We start from the raw sequence: 18,042 nt of genomic DNA, 5'->3' as shown, positions 1-18,042 counted from the left end.
GAAGCGACGCGGCAATCTCCTGCTATCGGCTTTGCGCAAGGCTGTGAACTGGAGATTGCTTCGCTTCGCTCGCAATGACGAAGAGAATCTTCAGCTCCGGTAATCGGCGTTGATGCTGATATAACCGTGTGTCAGATCGCACGTCCATACCGTAGCGCGGCCCTCGCCAAGGCCGAGGTCGGCGCCGACGCGGATGTCCTGGCCTTTGAGATGCGCGGCGACCGGCGCCTCGTCATAGCCGTCGACGGGCAGCCCGTCCTTTGCGACCCAATGATCGCCGAAGCGGATCGCGAGCCGGTCGCGGTCGGCGGGTTCGCCCGCCTTGCCCACCGCCATCACGACGCGGCCCCAATTGGCGTCCTCGCCCGCAATCGCCGTCTTGACGAGCGGCGAGTTGGCGATGGCGAGCGCGACGCGCCGGGCGCTGTCGTCGCTCACCGCGCCCGTCACCTGCACCTCGATGAATTTCGATGCGCCTTCGCCGTCGCGCACGACGAGATGGGCAAGCTCGCGCGCGACCGCATGGATGGCGGCGTACAGCGCATCGGCGCCGGCATCGTCCCACGATTGCAGTTCCGGATTGTCCGCTTTCCCGGTCGCGAAGAGGAGCACCGTGTCGCTCGTCGACGTGTCGCTGTCGACGGTGATGCTGTTGAAGGTCGCCCCCGTCGCACGCGCGAGCATGTCCTGCAGCAGTGCCGGTGCGACTGCGGCGTCGGTGAAGATATAGCCGAGCATCGTCGCCATGTCGGGCGCGATCATGCCCGAACCCTTGACGACGCCCGCAACCTGCACCGTGCGGTCGCCGACGACCGCACTCGACGCCGCGCCCTTGGCAAAGGTGTCGGTGGTGCCGATCGTTTCGGCGAGCGCCTCCCACGAGCAGGGTTCGGCGGTCAGCGCGGCCTCGACGCCCGCGCGCGCCTTGTCCCTGGGCAGCGGCACGCCGATGACGCCGGTCGAGCTCACGAAAACCTCGCGCGCGCTGCATCCCAGATGCTCGGCGACCTGCGCCATGATCGCCTCGACCGCCTCGCGCCCGCGATAGCCGGTGAAGGCGTTGCTGTTTCCCGCGTTGACGACCAGCGCGCGCGCGCTGCCGCCCTGCACCTGTTCGCGCCCGAGTTCGACCTCGGACGAGCAGCAGACATTGCGCGTGAACACCCCCGCGACGGTCGTGCCCGGTGCGAGTTCGACATAGCTGAGGTCGCAGCGGTCCCATTCCTTGTAGCGCGCCCGCGCGACGCGGCGCGTTACGCCCGCGATTTCGGGCAGGGCGGGGAAGGCGGCGGGGGCGAGCGGAGAGCGGCTGTGCATGGGTGGGCGCATAGCTGCGCCTTGGAAAAACATAAAGCCCCTCCCCTTCAGGGGAGGGGTTGGGGTGGGGGTTCGCGGCGTGGCGCCGGGCTGCTGACCCCCACCTGCTGCGACTAGGCAGCAAGCTGCCAAGTCTCGCTGCCCTCCCCTGAAGGGGAGGGCGTGGAGCTATCAGGCCGGAACGCCGCTGATGGCCTTGACCTCCATGAAGTCCTTGAGGCCGAAAATGCCGCCCTCGCGGCCGTTGCCCGACGCCTTGTAGCCGCCGAACGGCGCGCCCGGCCCCGGCCCCCAGCTGTTCACCGCGACCATGCCCGCGCGCAACCTGGGCGCGATTTCGGCGGCCTTGGCGGGGTCGCCCGAAACGACGGCCGACAGTCCATATTCGGTGTCGTTGGCAATCTCGACCGCCTGGTCAAGGTCGTCATAGGCCATCAACGTCGCGACAGGGCCGAACACTTCTTCCTTTGCGATACGCATGTTCGGGGTCACGCCCGAAAAGACGGTGGGCTTGATATAATAGCCGCGGTTGACGTTCGACGGCAGGCCGGTGCCGCCTGTCTCGAGCTTTGCGCCTTCGTCGATCGCCGACTGGATAAGGCCCTGAATCTTGTCGAACTGCGCCTTGTTGACGACGGGGCCGATGTGGCCGCCTTCGCTCATCGGGTCGCCGACCTGCGTTCCGTCGAACATCGCCTTGATCACGCCGACCGCTTCGGCCTCGCGCTCCTTGTGGACGAGGATGCGCGTCGGCGCGATGCAGCTTTGTCCCGTGTTGACGAGCACGCCCTGGACCGTGGGCGGCAGCACGGTTTCCAGATCCGCGTCGGGCAGGACGATGTTCGGCGATTTTCCGCCGAGTTCCTGATGGACGCGCTTGACCGTGTCGGCCGCCGCCTTGGCGACAAGGATGCCCGCGCGCGTCGATCCGGTGAAGCTCACCATTTCGATGCCCGGGTGCGCCGAAATCGCGTTGCCGACGGTCGGCCCGTCGCCCTGGACGAGGTTGAACACGCCCGGCGGCACGCCCGCGGCATCAAGGATTTCGGCAAAGATTGTGGCATTGCCGGGGCATTCCTCCGACGGTTTCAGGACCATCGTGTTGCCGCCCGCGAGCGCGGGGGCGACCTTGAGCGCGATCTGGTTGAGCGGCCAGTTCCACGGGGTGATCATCCCGACGACGCCAATCGGTTCGTACACGACCTTGTTCGCGCCATGTTGTTCGGTGAACTCAAAATTCTTGAGAGCCTCGATCGTCCCGAGGAAGCCGCCGATGCCTGCGCCGACCTGTGCGGTGCTCGCAAAGCTCACCGGTGCGCCCATTTCGGCTGCCATCGATTTGGCGAGGTCGGGAACGCGCTTCTTATATTCCTCGACGATGCGGCCGAGTAGCGCGAGGCGGTCCTCGCGCGTTGATTGCGACCAGCTTTTGAACGCTTCGCGCGCGGCGGCCACCGCGTCATCGACGTCGGCGGCGGTGCCGAGGATGATGGTCGACGCGGGCTCTTCGGTCGCGGGGTTGATGACGTCGTGCGGCTTGCCGCCCTTCGAATCGACCCAGCGTCCGCCGATGTAATTCTGCTTGAGGTGCGTTTCGGTGCTCATGTCCTGTCTCCCATCGGCGGTGAATCCGTCTCGGATTGCTACCTAATCACTGTAGCGGATGAATCAAGTTCGTCGCGCCTTTATCGTCACCCCGGGTCAAGTCCGGGGTGGCGAAGCGGGAAACAGGGCGCGCTACCGCTTTTCGGCAGCGAGCCGCGACATCAATATGGCGGCGCGGACCGCCTGCCGTTCGATGCTCGGCAGGTCGACCGTTTCCTCGGGCCCGTGATCGCCGGTCGAATAGGCGCCGAGTCCGGCGAGGCTGTCGACCATCGGCGCGACGAAGCTGATGTCGGCGGCGCCGCGCTTCAACGGATCGAGCGGCGCCATTTCGGGAAGGCCGAGGTCGCGGTTGACCGCATTGAGCCGCGCCAGCAGCGCGCGATTGCCGTCGGTCGGCGCCATCGCCGGATAGCCGCCGGGGTCGAACGCGAGCGTGGCCGAGGTGCCCAGCGCATGGTCGGCGACGATCGCCGCCATCCTGGCCTTCACCCGTTCGGCCTGTTCGGCCGACAGCGTGCGCAGGTCGCCGCGCGCGATGGCGGTCGCCGCGATGATGTTCGTCTTGCCGTTCGCGCTCGCGCGGATCTTGCCTTCGTCGAGCGTCACCTGCTCGCCGCCCGCGACCAGCCCGACGTTGAAGGTCAGGTTCGGCTCGGGCAGCTCGGTGCGGAAACGGTGGATGATGCGCGCGAGTTCGTAGATCGCTCCGTCGCCGGCATCGGCGCTGAAGATGCCCGAACTATGGCCGGTCTTTCCGGTCGCCGTGACCTGCCAGCTTTCCGAACTGCGCCGCGCGATCGAACTCATGTCCGCACCCCCCGAATCGCCCGGACCGTCTCGGATGAGCCCCTCGAACCCCAGCGCGACATCGGCGCGCTTTCCCGCTGCAAGCAGGTCGGCGCGCGCGATCGATTGCGGGTCGCCCGTATCCTCCTCGTCGCCGGTCATGTGAAATTCGATATTGGCGTCTTTCAGCGTCCCCGCCTTGTGCATCGCGCGCAGCGCGGCGACGACGACGACCATCCCGCCCTTGTCGTCGCCGACCCCGGGCCCCTTCGCCTTGTCACCCATGCGCTCGAAGCGCTGGAAGGGCGAATCGGGCTCGAACACCGTGTCGAGGTGCGCGATGAGGAGCAGCCGCTTGGTATCGGGGCGCCCCTTGTGCGTCGCGATCAGATGCCCCGCGCGGCCGGTTTCGCGCATCGGCTTCCATTCGACGGTGAAGCCCAGCGGCTCCAGCTCGGCGCGCATCATCGCGCCGACCTTTTCGACGCCTTCGAGGTTCAGCGAGCCGCTGTTCTGGTTGACGAGCTTTTCGAGCAGCGCGATCGAACGCTCCTGTTCCGCGGCAACGGTGCGCGCCATAGCGGCTTCGGCACCATTCAGTTCCGCCTGTGCGGGCGCGGAGGCAATCAGCTGCAATGCGGCAAGCGCGACAAACGACACAAATCTCATATCGGGCGACTCCTTGAAGTCGGCCCTTGTGCCGCCTGCCGCGCCGAGCGGCAACCCGTCAGCCGGTCGAGGTGTGGGCGTCCTGCTCCGGCCATCATCGCATGACGCCCTGTCAAGCCTCCGGGGCCCGGAAAAAGGCGGTGATCCGAGCGCGTCAGGAAAGCGTAATCGCCCGTCCCGTCACGGTTTGATGCCATATCCGGCATAGATGCTGTCGATCCGCGCCGATTGCATTCGCGCCAGTGCGAGGTCGCCCTGCGCCCCTTCGCGGTCGTTTTCGCGCAGGCGCACGATCCCGCGCATGAATAAAGTCGCCGGGACGTCGGGGTGGAGCTTGAGCGCAGCGTCGAGGTCGGCGCGCGCCTCCTCGAGCCGGCCGAGGCGATAGAAAACGAGCGCGCGGCTATCGAGCACCGCCGCCGGGCTGTCGGTCAGCTCGATCGCCCGCGTGCAATCCTTGAGCGCCGATTCGAGCGCGACCGAGCGCGTGCCCTTCAGCCAGCAGAGATTGTTGAGCAGCCCGGGGTCGCCCGGACGTTCGACCAGCGCCTCGTCGAGCAACGCCGTGCCTTCGTCGGCGCGGCCCGCCTTGCCGAGCGCTTCGGCCTTGAGCGTGACCCAGCCGCGCCTGTCCTTCGCGGTCGCAATCTGTTCGTCGGCGAGCGCCAGGGCTTCGTCGATGCGGCCCGCGTCGGTGAGTGTTTCGATCTTGAAAGCGAGCGCGCTTTCCGAGCCGGGGTCGAGTTGCAACGCCTCGTCGACGTCGGCGAGGGCGCGTTTGTGGTCGCCGATCGCATTGTAGAGTCCGGCGCGGCGGAGGAAGGTGTCGGCGTCGGCTTCGCGCTTCAACGCCTCGTCGACATCGGCAATGGCGGCGCGCGGTTCGAAGATTCCGGCGTAAAACGCTGCGCGGTTGAGATAGCCATTGGCTTCGTCGGGATCGTCGTCGATCGCCTTTTGGTAAGCGGCGAGGAGCGGGGCAAGGCGCCCCGCCTTCTTGGCTTCCGCAATCTCGGCGACGCGGGTCGGCGCGCCTTCGGGCGCGCGCAGGCGGAACAGGCGCTGCTTGGCGGCCGCGACCTGCGCGCGCGCCGCCGGGAGGTCGGCGGCTGCAACCTCGACACCGCTGCTCCAGATGGTTTCGCGCTGTTCGAGACGCGCTCCGTCGAGCCGGGCGTCGCGGCGCAGCGCTATGCCCGCAATCGACAGATTGGCTTGCGCGTCGCCCTCGGTCGAATAGCCGGCACGGTCGGGCAGTTTCAGGCTGATCTTGCGAACGATCAGACTCGAGGGGCCGCCTGCGACGGGGATGTCGCGCCAGGCGGCGCGCGCGCGGTCGGCGCGAACGTCAAAGTCCTGCACGAGGCCGTCGAGCGTTACATAGGGACGCGGTTCGTCGCGGCGCCAGATAAGATTGCCGATCCCCGAGGCCCGGACGGTCGTCGTTCCGTTCGCTTCGTCGACCTCGATCGTCCGGCTGTGAATCTGGCCATTGTTGATCAGATTCCCGAGCGCCGCCTGCGCGGCATCGCGCAACTGATCGGGCGTCGCTTGCGCCTTCATGGTCGCAATCCGCGCCGCCAGTTCGCCGCGCACCGTAAAATCGATGTCGAACAGCGGCGGAAAGGCGCTTCCCGCCGATTGGTCGTAGTCGATCGCTATCTGGATATGGGGTCGCGCCGGCTCGCGCACGGGCAGCGCTGCGAGAGTGTGCCCGTCCGTCGTCAGCGGCAGCGCGTGGCCGAACGGGGGAACGTCGGCCAGGTCTTCGATATGTGTTCCCGCCGTCGTGCCGTCGAGCCAATAGTCTGTCCCGTCGATGCGCGCCTGCACGACGACATGGTCGAACGCGGCGAGCGTCGGCAGCCTGTCGGGAAGCGCGTCGCCGAAGCTCGAATGGACCAGCGTCGGCACCGCCTCGATCCCGAGCCGGTCGAGTACAGCGAGCAGCAACAACGTCTTGGCCTTGCAGTCGCCATAGCGCAGCGTCCACGTCTGTTCGGGCGTTTGCGGGACATAATTGCCGTTGGCGAGGCCGTTGTAGAGATAGCGTATCTCGTTCTGGACCAGAGCAAGCGCCTGCGCGGCGCGCAGCTTCGGGTCGGTGCTGGCGCTTGCAATGCGGTCGACCGCTGCGGCGAGCGTGCCGCCATCGGCGATCGTCCCGCTCGTTGCATAGAGCGGTGCCATCGTGCGCGACAAATCGGCCCAGCCGGGAAAGGTCGAAAACTCGAGTCCGGGCGGGCGGCGGAAACGGAGCGGCGTGTCGGTGGGGAGTTCGTCCTGCTTCACGACAGGCTGGGTCAGCGACAGGATGCGAAAGCCGCCCTTGTCCTTGATCTCGGGCGTTACGCCTTTCCCGAAGGCTTTCCATTTGACCGGAAGCGCCGTCGGCCACAGCACGCGAACGGTCCCCTGCGCGATGGTGGCGGGCCTTGCCTGAACGTCGACGATCGCCTCGCCATTGCCCGCAAGCACATCGCTGCGCTCGACGGTCGTCACCGAAAAGCGCACCGTGTCGCCGACGCGGAGATCCTCGATCGACGCGGTTGCCGTCAGCAGACCGTCGATCGTCTTTTGCTCATAATCCTTCTCGCGCCGCAGCACGGCAAGCTTCATCCCCTGGCCGAGCAGGTCGATCGTCGCGCCGTCGCGGATGATCTCGATTCTGTGGACGATGAGGTCGTCGCGGTCGGGGTGCCAGACGAACTGCAGATCGTTCCAGTTGCGCAGCGAGTCGGCCGAGGCGATGTAAAAGGCATTGTCGGTGAAGGTCGATCTTTTGTCGGCTTCGATCAGCAGCTGCTGGTCGCCCAGCACCCATGGCGTCGACGCATCGCCGATCGCCAGCGGTGCGGTCGTCGGGACCACCCAGTCGGCGGGGCTGCCATAGGTCGGGGTGTCGGCGGCAAAAGCGGGCGCGCACGGCGCCAGAGCCGAAGCGGCCAGCAGGACGGCAATTGAACGCAATGTCGGAACTCCCCTCTTTCGGGTCGTCTAACTTGGTTCGCGTCCGTTACAAAACTCTTTTGGTTCAAAAAATGGAGCGTCCGGTTCCCCCGAACCGGACGCTCTCTTACGCGGCTGATCGCAGGGCGATCAGGCGCTGTAATACATGTCGAACTCGACCGGGCTCGGCGTCTGTTCGAAGGTGTAAACTTCGTCCCACTTGAGTTCGATATAGGCGTCGATCTGGTCCTTGGTGAACACGTCGCCCTTCAGCAGGAAGTCATAGTCGGCGGCGAGGCTGTCGAGCGCTTCGCGCAGCGATCCGCAGACGGTCGGGACTTCCGACAGTTCCTCGGGCGGCAGGTCATAGAGGTTCTTGTCCATCGCGTCGCCGGGGTGGATCTTGTTCTGGATGCCGTCGAGGCCCGCCATCAGAAGCGCGGCGTAGGCGAGATAGGGGTTCGCCATCGCGTCGGGGAAGCGGAACTCGACGCGCTTCGCCTTGGCGCCCGCGCCATAGGGGATGCGGCACGAGGCCGAACGGTTGCGGCTCGAATAAGCGAGCAGCACCGGCGCTTCGAAACCGGGGACGAGGCGCTTGTAGCTGTTCGTCGTCGGGTTGGTGAAGGCGTTGAGCGCCTTGGCGTGCTTGATCACGCCGCCGATGAAATAGAGGCACATGTCCGAAAGCCCGGCATAGCCGTTGCCGGCAAACAGCGGCTTGCCCTTTTCCCAGATCGAAATGTGCGTGTGCATGCCGCTGCCATTGTCGTCCTTGATCGGCTTGGGCATGAAGGTTGCCGACTTGCCATAGGCATGCGCGACCTGGTGCACGACATATTTGTAGATCTGCATGCGGTCGGCGGTTTCGGTGAGCGTGCCGAAGGTCAGGCCCAGCTCGTGCTGCGCCGCCGCGACTTCATGGTGATGCTTGTCGCACGGCAGGCCGAGTTCGAGCATCGTCGAGACCATCTCGGCGCGGATGTCGACGGCGCTGTCGACCGGCGCGACGGGGAAATAGCCGCCCTTGGCGCGCGGGCGGTGGCCGAGGTTGCCGCCCTCATAGCTGCGGCCGGTGTTCGTCGGCAGCTCGATGTCGTCGATCTCGAAGCCCGACTTGTTGTAGCCGCTTTCGAACTTCACATCGTCGAACATGAAGAATTCGGCTTCGGGGCCGACATAGACGGTGTCGCCGATGCCGGTCGAGCCGAGATAGGCTTCGGCGCGCTTCGCCGTCGTGCGCGGGTCGCGGGCATAGCCTTCGCCGGTCGACGGCTCGACGATGTCGCAGAAGATGACAAGCATCGGGGTCGCCGAGAAGGGATCGTCATAGACCGCGTCGAGGTCGGGCTTCAGGATCATGTCGCTTTCGTTGATCGCCTTCCAGCCCGCGATCGACGACCCGTCGAACATCAGCCCGTCCTCGAGCGCATCCTCGTCGATTACGCCGGCGCACATCGTCAGATGCTGCCACTTGCCCTTGGGGTCGGTGAATCGCAGGTCGACCCACTCGATGTCGTTTTCCTTGATCCGCGCAATGATGTCCTTGGGCTTCGTAGCCATGATTAAGCTTCCTTCTTGCGATGATGACCGGCGCTGCCGGGGTTCTGGTTGAAATTCGTTATGACCGCGTGTCCCCGCGAAGGCGGAGGTCCGTCACGACCATATCTCAGAGCGCGTCCTCGTTGCGTTCGCCGGTACGGATACGCAGCGCGGTTTCGACGGGGATGACGAAAATCTTGCCGTCGCCGATGCGGCCGGTCTGCGCGGCGGCGGCGATCGCCTCGACGACGCGTTCGGCCATGCCGTCCTCGACGATGACCTCCAGCTTCACCTTGGGCAGGAAATCGACGACATATTCGGCGCCGCGATACAGTTCGGTATGCCCCTTCTGGCGCCCGAAGCCCTTTGCCTCGGTGACGGTGATGCCGCTGACGCCAACTTCGTGCAGCGCCTCCTTCACCTCGTCGAGTTTGAACGGCTTGATGATCGCCTCAATCTTCTTCACGCTCTTCTTCCCCCTTTGGGCTGGCCATCGCACTTCGCGGTCATGGCCGAACCAGGCGCGCCTGATCCGGTGTCTCCGTCGAGTCGGTGCGGTGTGCCGCCATCTTGCACCAATCAAGAGCCGTGCCAATTGGCGAATCGCAAGCTTTCGGTAAGAATTTCGACATGAAATTGCGCCGTTGCCCAAGGGGTGAGCAATCGGGTTGATCCCGTGCCTAAAAAAGAAGCACCGCACTCCTCCCCATCGCTGCGCGACAGGGAGGATTTGCGCATCACCGCCCGACGGGTGCCGAAGCTTCGGGCAAGGTCCGCTTCGTCCAGATCGACCGGTCGATGACATAGGCGCGAATTGCATCGGCCTCGTCGGGCTTGAGCACATTGGCAAAGCTCACCATGCCGCGATCCTTGAGCGCGCCGTCGATCACGACCGACTTCCACGCGTCGGCATCGACGAGCGTTCCCGAGACGCGCAGATCGGGGGTGAAGCCGTTGCCGATCGCGCTGTCGCCGTGACAGACGAGGCAATAGCGGCCATAAAGCGCCTTGCCCGTCGCCACCTGCTGCGCGGTGCCGAACTGCGGCGGCGGGTTCCATGCGAGCGTCGCCGTTTCGGGCAGCGGCGGCAATTCGACCTCGCCACCGAGCTTGAGCACGACGAGCCGCGGGATGTTGGGAACCTTGCGCGTCACGCCGCCCGCGACGCCTGCGACGAGCGGAAAGGCGCCGCCCTTGCTCGTCATGAAGGCAACATATTGCGTGCCGCCGACGCGAAAGGTCGACGGCGCGGCGACGATCCCCGACTGCATGTCGAGGTCGAGCAATTGCTTGCCCGTATCGGCGGCATAGGCGCGGAACCGCCCGGTGCTCGTCCCCTGAAAGACCAGATTGCCGGCGGTCGTCATCGTGCCGCCGTTCCACGCGGCGGGATAGTCGACGCCCCACGCGACCTTGCCGGTGCGCGGGTCGAAGGCGACGAGGCGGCCCGTCGTCGCGGCGATAGCGGCGCGGAACGCCGCCTCGTCGTCGGGCATCATCGTGCCGGTGAGCGAGCTTCCGACATTGAAGCCGAGCACTTTCCGCCGGTCGAGTTCGTTCATGTCGGCGAGATAGCCTTGCGGAATCTGCTGCGCGGGAATGTAAACGAGGCCCGTCGCCGGATTATAGCTCATCGGGTGCCAATTATGCGCGCCGAGCGCACCGGGGATCGCGATGAAGGGCTCGCCCGTCTTGTAAAAGCGCGCGGCGGGATTCTCGTTGGGTCGCCCGGTCGTCAGGTCATAACCTGTGGCCCAGTTGATCCCGTCGACGAAAGGCTTGGCGTCGACCACCTTGCCCGTGGTGCGGTCGATGGTGAAGAAAAAGCCGTTCTTGGGTGCGTGGTACAGCACCTTGGTCGGCGTGCCGTCGACCTCCTGCTCGGCAAGGATGATCGGCTGCGTCGCGGTATAGTCCCACGTTTCGGCCGGGGTTTCCTGATAGTGCCATTTATAGACGCCGGTCTTGGCATCGAGCGCGACGATCGACGAGAGGAACCAATTGTCGCCCTCGCCATTCGAGCGCGTGCCATGGTTCCATGGATTGCCATTGCCGACGCCGATATAGACCTGGTCGAGATCCTTGTCATAGACGATGGCGTCCCACACGGTGCCGCCGCCGCCCGATTCCTTCCATTCGCCCTTGTCGGACCAGGTCGCATTGGCCCTGGCCGCGAATATCTCGTCGCTCGCGACATTGTCGGCGCGGCGATCGGGATTGGGGGTCGTGTAGAAGCGCCAGCGTTGCTTGCCGGTATCGGCGTCATAGGCGGTGACATAGCCGCGCACCCCGAACTCGGCGCCGCCATTGCCGATCAGCACCATGTCGTTCGCGACGCGCGGTGCGCCGGTGATCGTATAGGGCCGCCGCTTGTCGGTGGTCTGCGTCGACCAGATCGGCGTTCCCGTCTTGCGGTCGAGCGCGATCAGCCGTCCGTCGAGCGCGGCGACGAACAGCTTGTCGCCCCACAGCGCGACGCCGCGGTTGACGACGTCGCAGCAGGCGTTGACCGCGGTCTCGCCCGCCACTTCGGGATCGTAGGACCAGAGCTTCCTGCCCGTCGCGGCGTCCCATGCGCTGACCTTTGACCAGGCGTGGCTGACATAAAGCGTGCCGTCGACGACGACCGGCGTCGCCTCCTGCCCGCGTGCATCCTCGAGGTCGGCGTACCAGGCAATGCCGAGAGTGCCGACATTGCTGTCGTCGATGTCGGTGAGCGGGCTGAAGCGGCGTTCGTCATAGCCATAGCCGATGGCGGCCCAGTCGTCGCCATTGCCGCCGGTCTTGAGCAGCGCTTCGGTCGCGGCTTCGGCGGGATCGAGCGCGGGCGGCGCAGGCTTGTCCTCTTCCTTGTTGCACGCCGCGAGCAGCAGGGCCGCGCCTGCAATGAATGAGGCTGTAATGCGCCGTATCGCCATCGCGTCTCTCCCGCTCGCCGTCTTGTGCTTGACGTTCACGTCAAGTCTGCGCGCTAAGCGCGAGGGGTTCAAGGGCGAATTTTTCGGGGGCGAGAATGGTGCATCGTCGCCCCGGACCTGATCCGGGGTCCACGAGGGCCAGCGCGGCGCTTGAAGCAATGGATCCCGGATCAGGTCCGGGATGACGAACGGGAAACCGTCGTCTCGCTTACTGCCAAGGCGGCGCGTTCAGCCCTTTCGGGCTGGCGGTGAAAATCTCGCAGCCGTCCTCGGTGATGCCGATGCTGTGCTCGAACTGCGCCGACAGCGAGCGGTCGCGGGTCACTGCGGTCCAGCCGTCGGCGAGCATCTTCACCGCATATTTGCCGGTGTTGATCATCGGTTCGATGGTGAAGAACATGCCGGGACGCAGCTCGGGTCCGGTGCCGGGGCGCCCGGCGTGGACGACCTCGGGCGCATCGTGGAACATCTGGCCGAGCCCGTGGCCGCAGAAATCGCGCACCACCGAATAGCGGTGCTTTTCGGCGTGGCTCTGGATCGCATGGGCGACGTCGCCCATGCGGTTGCCGGGCTTCGCCTGCTCGATGCCGAGCATCAGGCATTCATGGGTGACCTCGACCAGCCGCCGCGCCTTGATCGGCACGTCGCCGACCAGATACATGCGGCTCGTGTCGCCGTGCCAGCCATCGACGATGCTCGTCACATCGACGTTGACGATGTCGCCCTCGCGCAGCGGCTTGTCGTCGGGGATGCCGTGGCACACGACATGGTTGATGCTGGTGCAGCAGCTGTGCGTGAAACCGCGATAGCCGAGCGTCGCGGGGATGCCGCCGCCCGCGAGCATCATCGCGCGCACCTTGTCGTCGATCGCCGCGGTCGTCACGCCCGGCTGGATGAAGGGGACAAGCGCGTCGAGGATCTCGGCCGACAGCCGCCCCGCCTTGCGCATCCCGGCAAATCCCGCCGCATCGTGCAGCTTGATGGTGCCGTCGCGCACGGGGGTGGGGGCGCCGGCATCGGCGGTGGTCACGGAAACATAGTCGTACATGGGGGTGATATAGGCGAAGTGGCGCCGGAATGCGAGGGGCTGGCTAAGCCCCTCCCCTTCAGGGGAGGGGTTGGGGTGGGGGCTGTCGAGGTTGCGCAAGGCCGATGGCCCCCACCCGCTGCGACTAAAGCCAGCAAGCTGGCAAGTCTCGCTGCCCTCCCCTGAAGGAGAGGGCTTTAGTTAGTCTACTCCGCCGCCTTCTTTGCCTTGTCGGCCTTCGCCTTGCCCTTCGCGCCCTTGGGCGGGGTGGGGGTGATTTCGAAGGCCAACGGATTGCCGACCTTGGCGTCCTCGCCGGTCTTCATCTTCACCTTGACCTCGCCGCCGTGGACGAGCTTGCCGAACAATAGTTCCTCGGCGAGCGGCTGCTTGATCTTTTCCTGGATCAACCGGCCCATCGGGCGCGCGCCATAGAGCTTGTCATAGCCCTTGGCGGTCAGCCATTCGCGCGCGGCGTCGTCGAGCTGGATATGGACATTGCGGTCGGCGAGCTGGAGTTCGAGCTCGAGGATGAACTTGTCGACGACGCGCGCGACCACCTCGGGCGGCAGATAGCCGAAAGGCACGATCGCATCGAGGCGGTTGCGGAATTCGGGGGTGAACATTTTCTTCACCGCCTCTTCCTGCGCGTCCTCGCGCGTCGCATTGCCAAAGCCGATCGACTCGCGCGCCATGTCGCTCGCGCCCGCATTGGTCGTCATGATCAGGATGACGTTGCGGAAATCGACCGTCTTGCCGTGGTGGTCGGTCAGCCGGCCATTATCCATCACCTGCAGCAGGATGTTGAACAGGTCGGGATGGGCCTTTTCGATTTCGTCGAGCAGCAGCACGCAATGCGGATTCTGGTCGATCGCATCGGTCAGGAGCCCGCCCTGGTCATAGCCGACATAGCCCGGAGGCGCGCCGATCAGGCGGCTCACCGAATGGCGCTCCATATATTCGCTCATGTCGAAGCGCTGGAGCGGGATGCCCATGATCGACGCGAGCTGCTTTGCGACCTCGGTCTTGCCGACGCCGGTCGGGCCGCTGAACAGATAATTGCCGATCGGCTTTTCGGGATCGCGCAGCCCCGCGCGGCTGAGCTTGATCGCCGACGACAGCACCTCGATCGCGGTGTTCTGGCCGAACACGACGCGCTTGAGGTCGGTTTCGAGCGTTTCGAGGACCTTCTTGTCGTCGCTCGACACCGATTTCGGCGGGATGCGCGCCATCGTCGCGATCACCGCTTCGATCTCCTTTGCGGTAATCGTCTTGCGGCGCTTCGACGGGGGGACGAGCATCTGCATCGCGCCGACCTCGTCGATCACGTCGATCGCCTTGTCGGGGAGCTTGCGATCGTTGATGTAGCGCGACGACAGCTCGACCGCCGCGACGATCGCGTCGGCGGTGTATTTCACATTGTGATGGCTCTCGAACGCGTCGCGGAGGCCCGCGAGGATTTTCTTCGTATCCTCGATGCTCGGCTCGATCACGTCGATCTTCTGGAACCGGCGCAGCAATGCGCGGTCCTTTTCGAAATGGTTGCGGAACTCCTTGTACGTCGTCGACCCGATGCAGCGGATGACGCCGCCCGAAAGCGCGGGCTTGAGCAGGTTCGACGCGTCCATTGCGCCGCCGCTCGTCGCGCCCGCGCCGATGACGGTGTGGATCTCGTCGATGAACAGGATCGCGTGCGGCATGCCTTCGAGTTCGGAGACGACCTGCTTCAGCCGCTCCTCGAAATCGCCGCGATAGCGCGTACCGGCGAGCAGCGCGCCCATGTCGAGCGAGTAGATGACCGCTTCCAGCAGCACCTCGGGAACGTCGCCCTCGACGATCTTGCGCGCAAGTCCCTCGGCGATCGCCGTTTTCCCGACGCCGGGGTCGCCGACGTAAAGCGGGTTGTTCTTGCTGCGGCGGCAAAGGATCTGGATCGTCCGGTCGACCTCGGCGCTGCGGCCGATCAGCGGGTCGACCTTGCCGCCCTTCGCCTTTTCATTGAGGTTGACGGTGAACTGGTCGAGCGCGGTTTCCTTCTTGTTCTTGGCTGCGTCCTTGTCCTTCGTCTCTTCCTTCTCCTCGGGCTCGGCGGTGGGCGAGGGCTTGCCGCCCTTGCCGACGCCGTGGCTGAGGTAGGAAACGGCATCGAGCCGCGTCAGGTCCTGCTGCTGCAGGAAATAGACGGCGTAGCTTTCGCGCTCCGAAAACAGCGCGACGAGCACGTTTGCGCCCGTCACTTCGTCCTTGCCCGACGACTGGACGTGCAGGATCGCGCGCTGGACGACGCGCTGGAATCCGCTGGTGGGCGAAGGGTCGCTGTGCCCCTCGACCTTCAGACTGTCGAGTTCGGTGTCGAGATAATGGATCACCGCCGCCTGCAGATCGTCGAGCGCGACGCCGCATGCGCGCATCACCTCCGCGGCATGGTCGTCGTCGACCAGCGCCGAGAGCAGATGTTCGAGCGTCGCATATTCATGATGGCGCTCGGACGCGGCCTTCAGCGCATTGTGCAAAGTCTTTTCGAGGGATTCCGAAAAGGACGGCATGGGTCATTCTCCTTGCAGGGACCATGCCGGGGAGAGGCGGCCCCCTCTAGACCACAAGGTGGCGACACCGCCGCCCCACCGCAAGGGAAAAGCGGTCGGCTGTGTGAAATTACGATGACAGCATTGCGCTATGGTTAACGGCGCGTTGAGATTTTTGGGGTGGGTATCCGCTGCTAAATCCTCCCTGTGGCGCAGCCATGGGGAGGGGGACCGCTCGCGAAGCGAGGGGTGGAGGGGCCGCGACGTTGCGCCATCAGCCCCTCCGTCAGCCCTTCGGGCTGCCACCTCCCCATGGCTGCGGCACAGGGAGGATCGAATGTCCTCAACCGGTCGCTACCAGACCCTCGTCATCCCGGACCTGATCCGGGATCCACGGCCGCGCTGAAGTCATGGACCCCGGGTCAAGCCCCGGGGTGACGACGAACCGAGATTACGCCTTTAGGTCGTTTCCGGACCATCCCTCTTTTCCGTTCGCATCGCGCGAAGTCGAGACACCCATCGACCTTGCTCCACGCCGAGGGGCATTTCGACTTCGCGCTATGCGAACGGAAATGGGACGGCGTTCTAACCCTTCCGAAACAGCGCTTCGGCGATCGCCTTGTGGCTGGTCGCGGCGGCCTTGTGCGCCTTGACTCGGGCGATCTCGCTCTCGAGCACCGCGACGCGCTCATCCAGCTCCTCGACCGACAGCGGGTCGAGCGATTGCCTGGTCAGCGCGGCGAGCACGTCGTCGCGGCGGCGGGGAAGATCGTCGTCGTCCATCGCAAAAGCTCCCTGATTGCGCGCAACTGTTGACCCGCGCCGTGCGGCTGTCAATAAGGCGGCGCGAGTGGGATTTCGCGAACATATGGGGGACCTAGCTTGACCAGCCTGCCCGAACGCATGACCGCGGTCGCGATAAGCGCGCCCGGCGGACCCGAGGTGCTTGTGGCCGAAGAGCGGCCGGTGCCGCAGCCCGGTCCGGGCGAGCTTCTGATCCGTGTCGCGGCGGCGGGGGTGAATCGTCCCGACGTTCTGCAACGCATGGGCTTTTATCCGCCGCCGCCGGGGGCGTCGGACCTGCCGGGGCTGGAAGTCGCGGGCGTGGTTGCCGCGGTCGGGCCGGGCGGCGATCCCGAATGGCTCGGCCAGTCGGTGTGCGCGCTCGTCGCGGGCGGCGGCTATGCCGAATATTGCCTCGCGCCGGTCGGAAGCTGCTTGCCCGTTCCCAAAGGCTTTTCGATGGCCGAGGCGGCGGCATTGCCCGAGACGGTGTTCACCGTGTGGCACAATCTGTTCGAGCGCGGCTGGGTCAAGGATGGCGAGACTGCGCTCGTCCACGGCGGGACGAGCGGCATCGGCACGACCGCGATCGGGCTGTGCAGGCTGTTCGACGTGCGCGTGATCGTGACCTGCGGCAGCGCCGAAAAATGCGACGCCGCGCGCGCGCTCGGCGCCGACCTTGCGATCGATTATTCGTCCGAGGATTTCGTCGAGGCGGTCAAGGCGTTCACCGGCGGCGCGGGCGTCGACGTCGTGCTCGACATGGTCGGCGGCGATTATCTGCCGCGCAACCTCGAATGCCTTGCCGACGACGGGCGCCATGTGTCGATCGCCTTCCAGCGCGGCGCGAAGGCAGAGGTCGACATCACGCAGCTGATGCGCCGCCGCCTGACGCTCACCGGATCGACGCTCCGCGCGCGCAGCGCCGATTTCAAGGCCGCGCTCGCCGATGAGATTCACGGAACGCTGTGGCCGCGACTGTCGGCTGGCGAGTGGAAGCCCGCGATGGACCAAAGCTTCGCGCTCGCCGAAGCCAGCGCCGCCCACGCGCGGATGCAGGCGGGCGCGCATGTCGGAAAGATCGTGCTGACGGTGGGGTGAGGGGATTCGGACGGTCGTTCATCCAACGGTCCCCAAAAACCCGGCCCGCAATCCCCGCTCTTGCTCCATTTGCCAATCCGGCATATAGCCGCCCCCAATGTCCGGCCGCCCCGCGAGGGGCGGCCCTTATTATTTCCGCTTGGAGTTTGTGTCATGGCTGCCGCCAATCCTACCCCGCTGATGCCGCACGCGACCGCCGCCTGGCTGGTCGACAATACCGGCCTCACCTTTGCCCAGATCGCCGAATATTGCGGCATCCACATTCTGGAAGTGCAGGCGATCGCCGACGAGACCGCCGCGACCAAATATACCGGCCGCGATCCGGTGCGCGCGCACGAGCTGTCGATGGAAGAAATCGAAAAGGGTCAGAAGGACCCCGATTACAAGCTCAAGATGAGCGTCCAGTCGCAGGATACGATCCGCCGCACGCGCGGGCCGCGCTACACGCCGGTCAGCAAGCGGCAGGACAAGCCCGACGGCATCGCGTGGATTCTCAAGAACCATCCCGAAGTGTCCGACGGCGCGATCGGCAAGCTGATCGGCACGACGCGCAACACGATCAACGCGATCCGCGAGCGCAGCCACTGGAACAGCGCGAACATCGTTCCCAAGGATCCCGTAACGCTCGGCCTCTGCTCGCAGCGCGAGCTCGACGCGCTTGTTGCCAAGGCGGCGAAGAAGGCGGGAATCAAGGCGCCCGAGGACAGCCGTTTCGAGGGCGACCGCGAGGCGCTCCTCGAAGAACTGCGTGCCGAACGCGCGGCGGCAGCCGAAGCGCATGCCGCCGAGGAAGCCGAAACCAACGGCGAAGCCTGAC

At 65.5% G+C, this 18,042-nt stretch carries 12 protein-coding genes; 2 read left to right on the top strand and 10 right to left on the bottom strand.

Going from position 1 to position 18,042, the window contains the following annotated elements:
* Positions 1-90 precede the first annotated feature (90 nt).
* The 10 genes from argJ to JI743_RS09490 all read right to left on the bottom strand — a co-directional run bounded on the left by argJ (position 91) and on the right by JI743_RS09490 (position 16,124).
* A complete protein-coding gene (argJ, locus tag JI743_RS09535) occupies positions 91-1,317 on the bottom strand; it encodes a bifunctional glutamate N-acetyltransferase/amino-acid acetyltransferase ArgJ (RefSeq protein WP_438870684.1) in 1,227 nt (408 codons plus the stop codon).
* A gap of 171 nt (positions 1,318-1,488) precedes the next feature.
* Positions 1,489-2,922, bottom strand: coding sequence for an aldehyde dehydrogenase family protein (locus tag JI743_RS09530; RefSeq protein ID WP_201928078.1), 1,434 nt, complete (start codon positions 2,920-2,922; stop codon positions 1,489-1,491).
* Positions 2,923-3,054: 132 nt separating this feature from the next.
* Positions 3,055-4,380: a M20/M25/M40 family metallo-hydrolase gene (locus JI743_RS09525; RefSeq protein WP_201928077.1), complete on the bottom strand. Its 1,326-nt coding sequence runs from the start codon at positions 4,378-4,380 to the stop codon at positions 3,055-3,057.
* Positions 4,381-4,560: 180 nt separating this feature from the next.
* Entirely contained in the window at positions 4,561-7,350 is a 2,790-nt protein-coding gene (locus JI743_RS09520; protein ID WP_201928076.1) for a DUF3857 domain-containing protein, read from the bottom strand.
* Positions 7,351-7,479: 129 nt separating this feature from the next.
* On the bottom strand, positions 7,480-8,892 hold the full coding sequence (glnA, locus tag JI743_RS09515; RefSeq protein ID WP_201928075.1) for a type I glutamate--ammonia ligase: 1,413 nt from the start codon (positions 8,890-8,892) through the stop codon (positions 7,480-7,482).
* A gap of 106 nt (positions 8,893-8,998) precedes the next feature.
* Positions 8,999-9,337 carry a P-II family nitrogen regulator gene (locus JI743_RS09510; RefSeq protein WP_011540464.1) on the bottom strand — a complete coding sequence of 113 codons (339 nt, stop codon included), beginning with the start codon at positions 9,335-9,337 and terminating at the stop codon, positions 8,999-9,001.
* Between the two features lie 271 nt (positions 9,338-9,608).
* Complete coding sequence (locus JI743_RS09505) at positions 9,609-11,789, bottom strand: PQQ-dependent dehydrogenase, methanol/ethanol family (protein ID WP_201928074.1); 2,181 nt, start codon at positions 11,787-11,789, stop codon at positions 9,609-9,611.
* Between the two features lie 208 nt (positions 11,790-11,997).
* On the bottom strand, positions 11,998-12,837 hold the full coding sequence (map, locus tag JI743_RS09500; protein ID WP_201928073.1) for a type I methionyl aminopeptidase: 840 nt from the start codon (positions 12,835-12,837) through the stop codon (positions 11,998-12,000).
* A gap of 185 nt (positions 12,838-13,022) precedes the next feature.
* Entirely contained in the window at positions 13,023-15,362 is a 2,340-nt protein-coding gene (gene clpA / locus JI743_RS09495) for an ATP-dependent Clp protease ATP-binding subunit ClpA (RefSeq protein WP_201928072.1), read from the bottom strand.
* A gap of 564 nt (positions 15,363-15,926) precedes the next feature.
* Positions 15,927-16,124, bottom strand: coding sequence for a DUF1192 domain-containing protein (locus JI743_RS09490; RefSeq protein ID WP_201928071.1), 198 nt, complete (start codon positions 16,122-16,124; stop codon positions 15,927-15,929).
* Between the two features lie 99 nt (positions 16,125-16,223).
* Here JI743_RS09490 and JI743_RS09485 point away from each other — a divergent pair, with 99 nt between their 5' ends.
* Together JI743_RS09485 and JI743_RS09480 are read left to right on the top strand one after the other, a co-directional pair.
* A complete protein-coding gene (locus tag JI743_RS09485; protein WP_201928070.1) occupies positions 16,224-17,225 on the top strand; it encodes an NAD(P)H-quinone oxidoreductase in 1,002 nt (333 codons plus the stop codon).
* Between the two features lie 153 nt (positions 17,226-17,378).
* Positions 17,379-18,041, top strand: coding sequence for a cell cycle transcriptional regulator TrcR (locus tag JI743_RS09480; RefSeq protein ID WP_227340221.1), 663 nt, complete (start codon positions 17,379-17,381; stop codon positions 18,039-18,041).
* Position 18,042 lies beyond the last annotated feature (1 nt).

The sequence above is a fragment of the Sphingopyxis jiangsuensis genome, from assembly GCF_016734905.1.
GTDB classification, from domain to species: domain Bacteria; phylum Pseudomonadota; class Alphaproteobacteria; order Sphingomonadales; family Sphingomonadaceae; genus Sphingopyxis; species Sphingopyxis jiangsuensis.
Note: the sequence above shows the minus strand (reverse complement) of the source record. Positions and strands in the feature narration are given on the sequence as shown.

Bases quoted from the DNA above. Each gene is read 5' to 3' on its own strand.
- argJ (WP_438870684.1), bottom strand. From the start codon at position 1,317: ATGCACAGCCGCTCTCCGCTCGCCCCCGCCGCCTTCCCCGCCCTGCCC.
- JI743_RS09530 (WP_201928078.1), bottom strand. From the start codon at position 2,922: ATGAGCACCGAAACGCACCTCAAGCAGAATTACATCGGCGGACGCTGG.
- JI743_RS09525 (WP_201928077.1), bottom strand. From the start codon at position 4,380: ATGAGATTTGTGTCGTTTGTCGCGCTTGCCGCATTGCAGCTGATTGCC.
- glnA (WP_201928075.1), bottom strand. From the start codon at position 8,892: ATGGCTACGAAGCCCAAGGACATCATTGCGCGGATCAAGGAAAACGAC.
- JI743_RS09505 (WP_201928074.1), bottom strand. From the start codon at position 11,789: ATGGCGATACGGCGCATTACAGCCTCATTCATTGCAGGCGCGGCCCTG.
- map (WP_201928073.1), bottom strand. From the start codon at position 12,837: ATGTACGACTATGTTTCCGTGACCACCGCCGATGCCGGCGCCCCCACC.
- clpA (WP_201928072.1), bottom strand. From the start codon at position 15,362: ATGCCGTCCTTTTCGGAATCCCTCGAAAAGACTTTGCACAATGCGCTG.
- JI743_RS09490 (WP_201928071.1), bottom strand. From the start codon at position 16,124: ATGGACGACGACGATCTTCCCCGCCGCCGCGACGACGTGCTCGCCGCG.
- JI743_RS09480 (WP_227340221.1), top strand. From the start codon at position 17,379: ATGGCTGCCGCCAATCCTACCCCGCTGATGCCGCACGCGACCGCCGCC.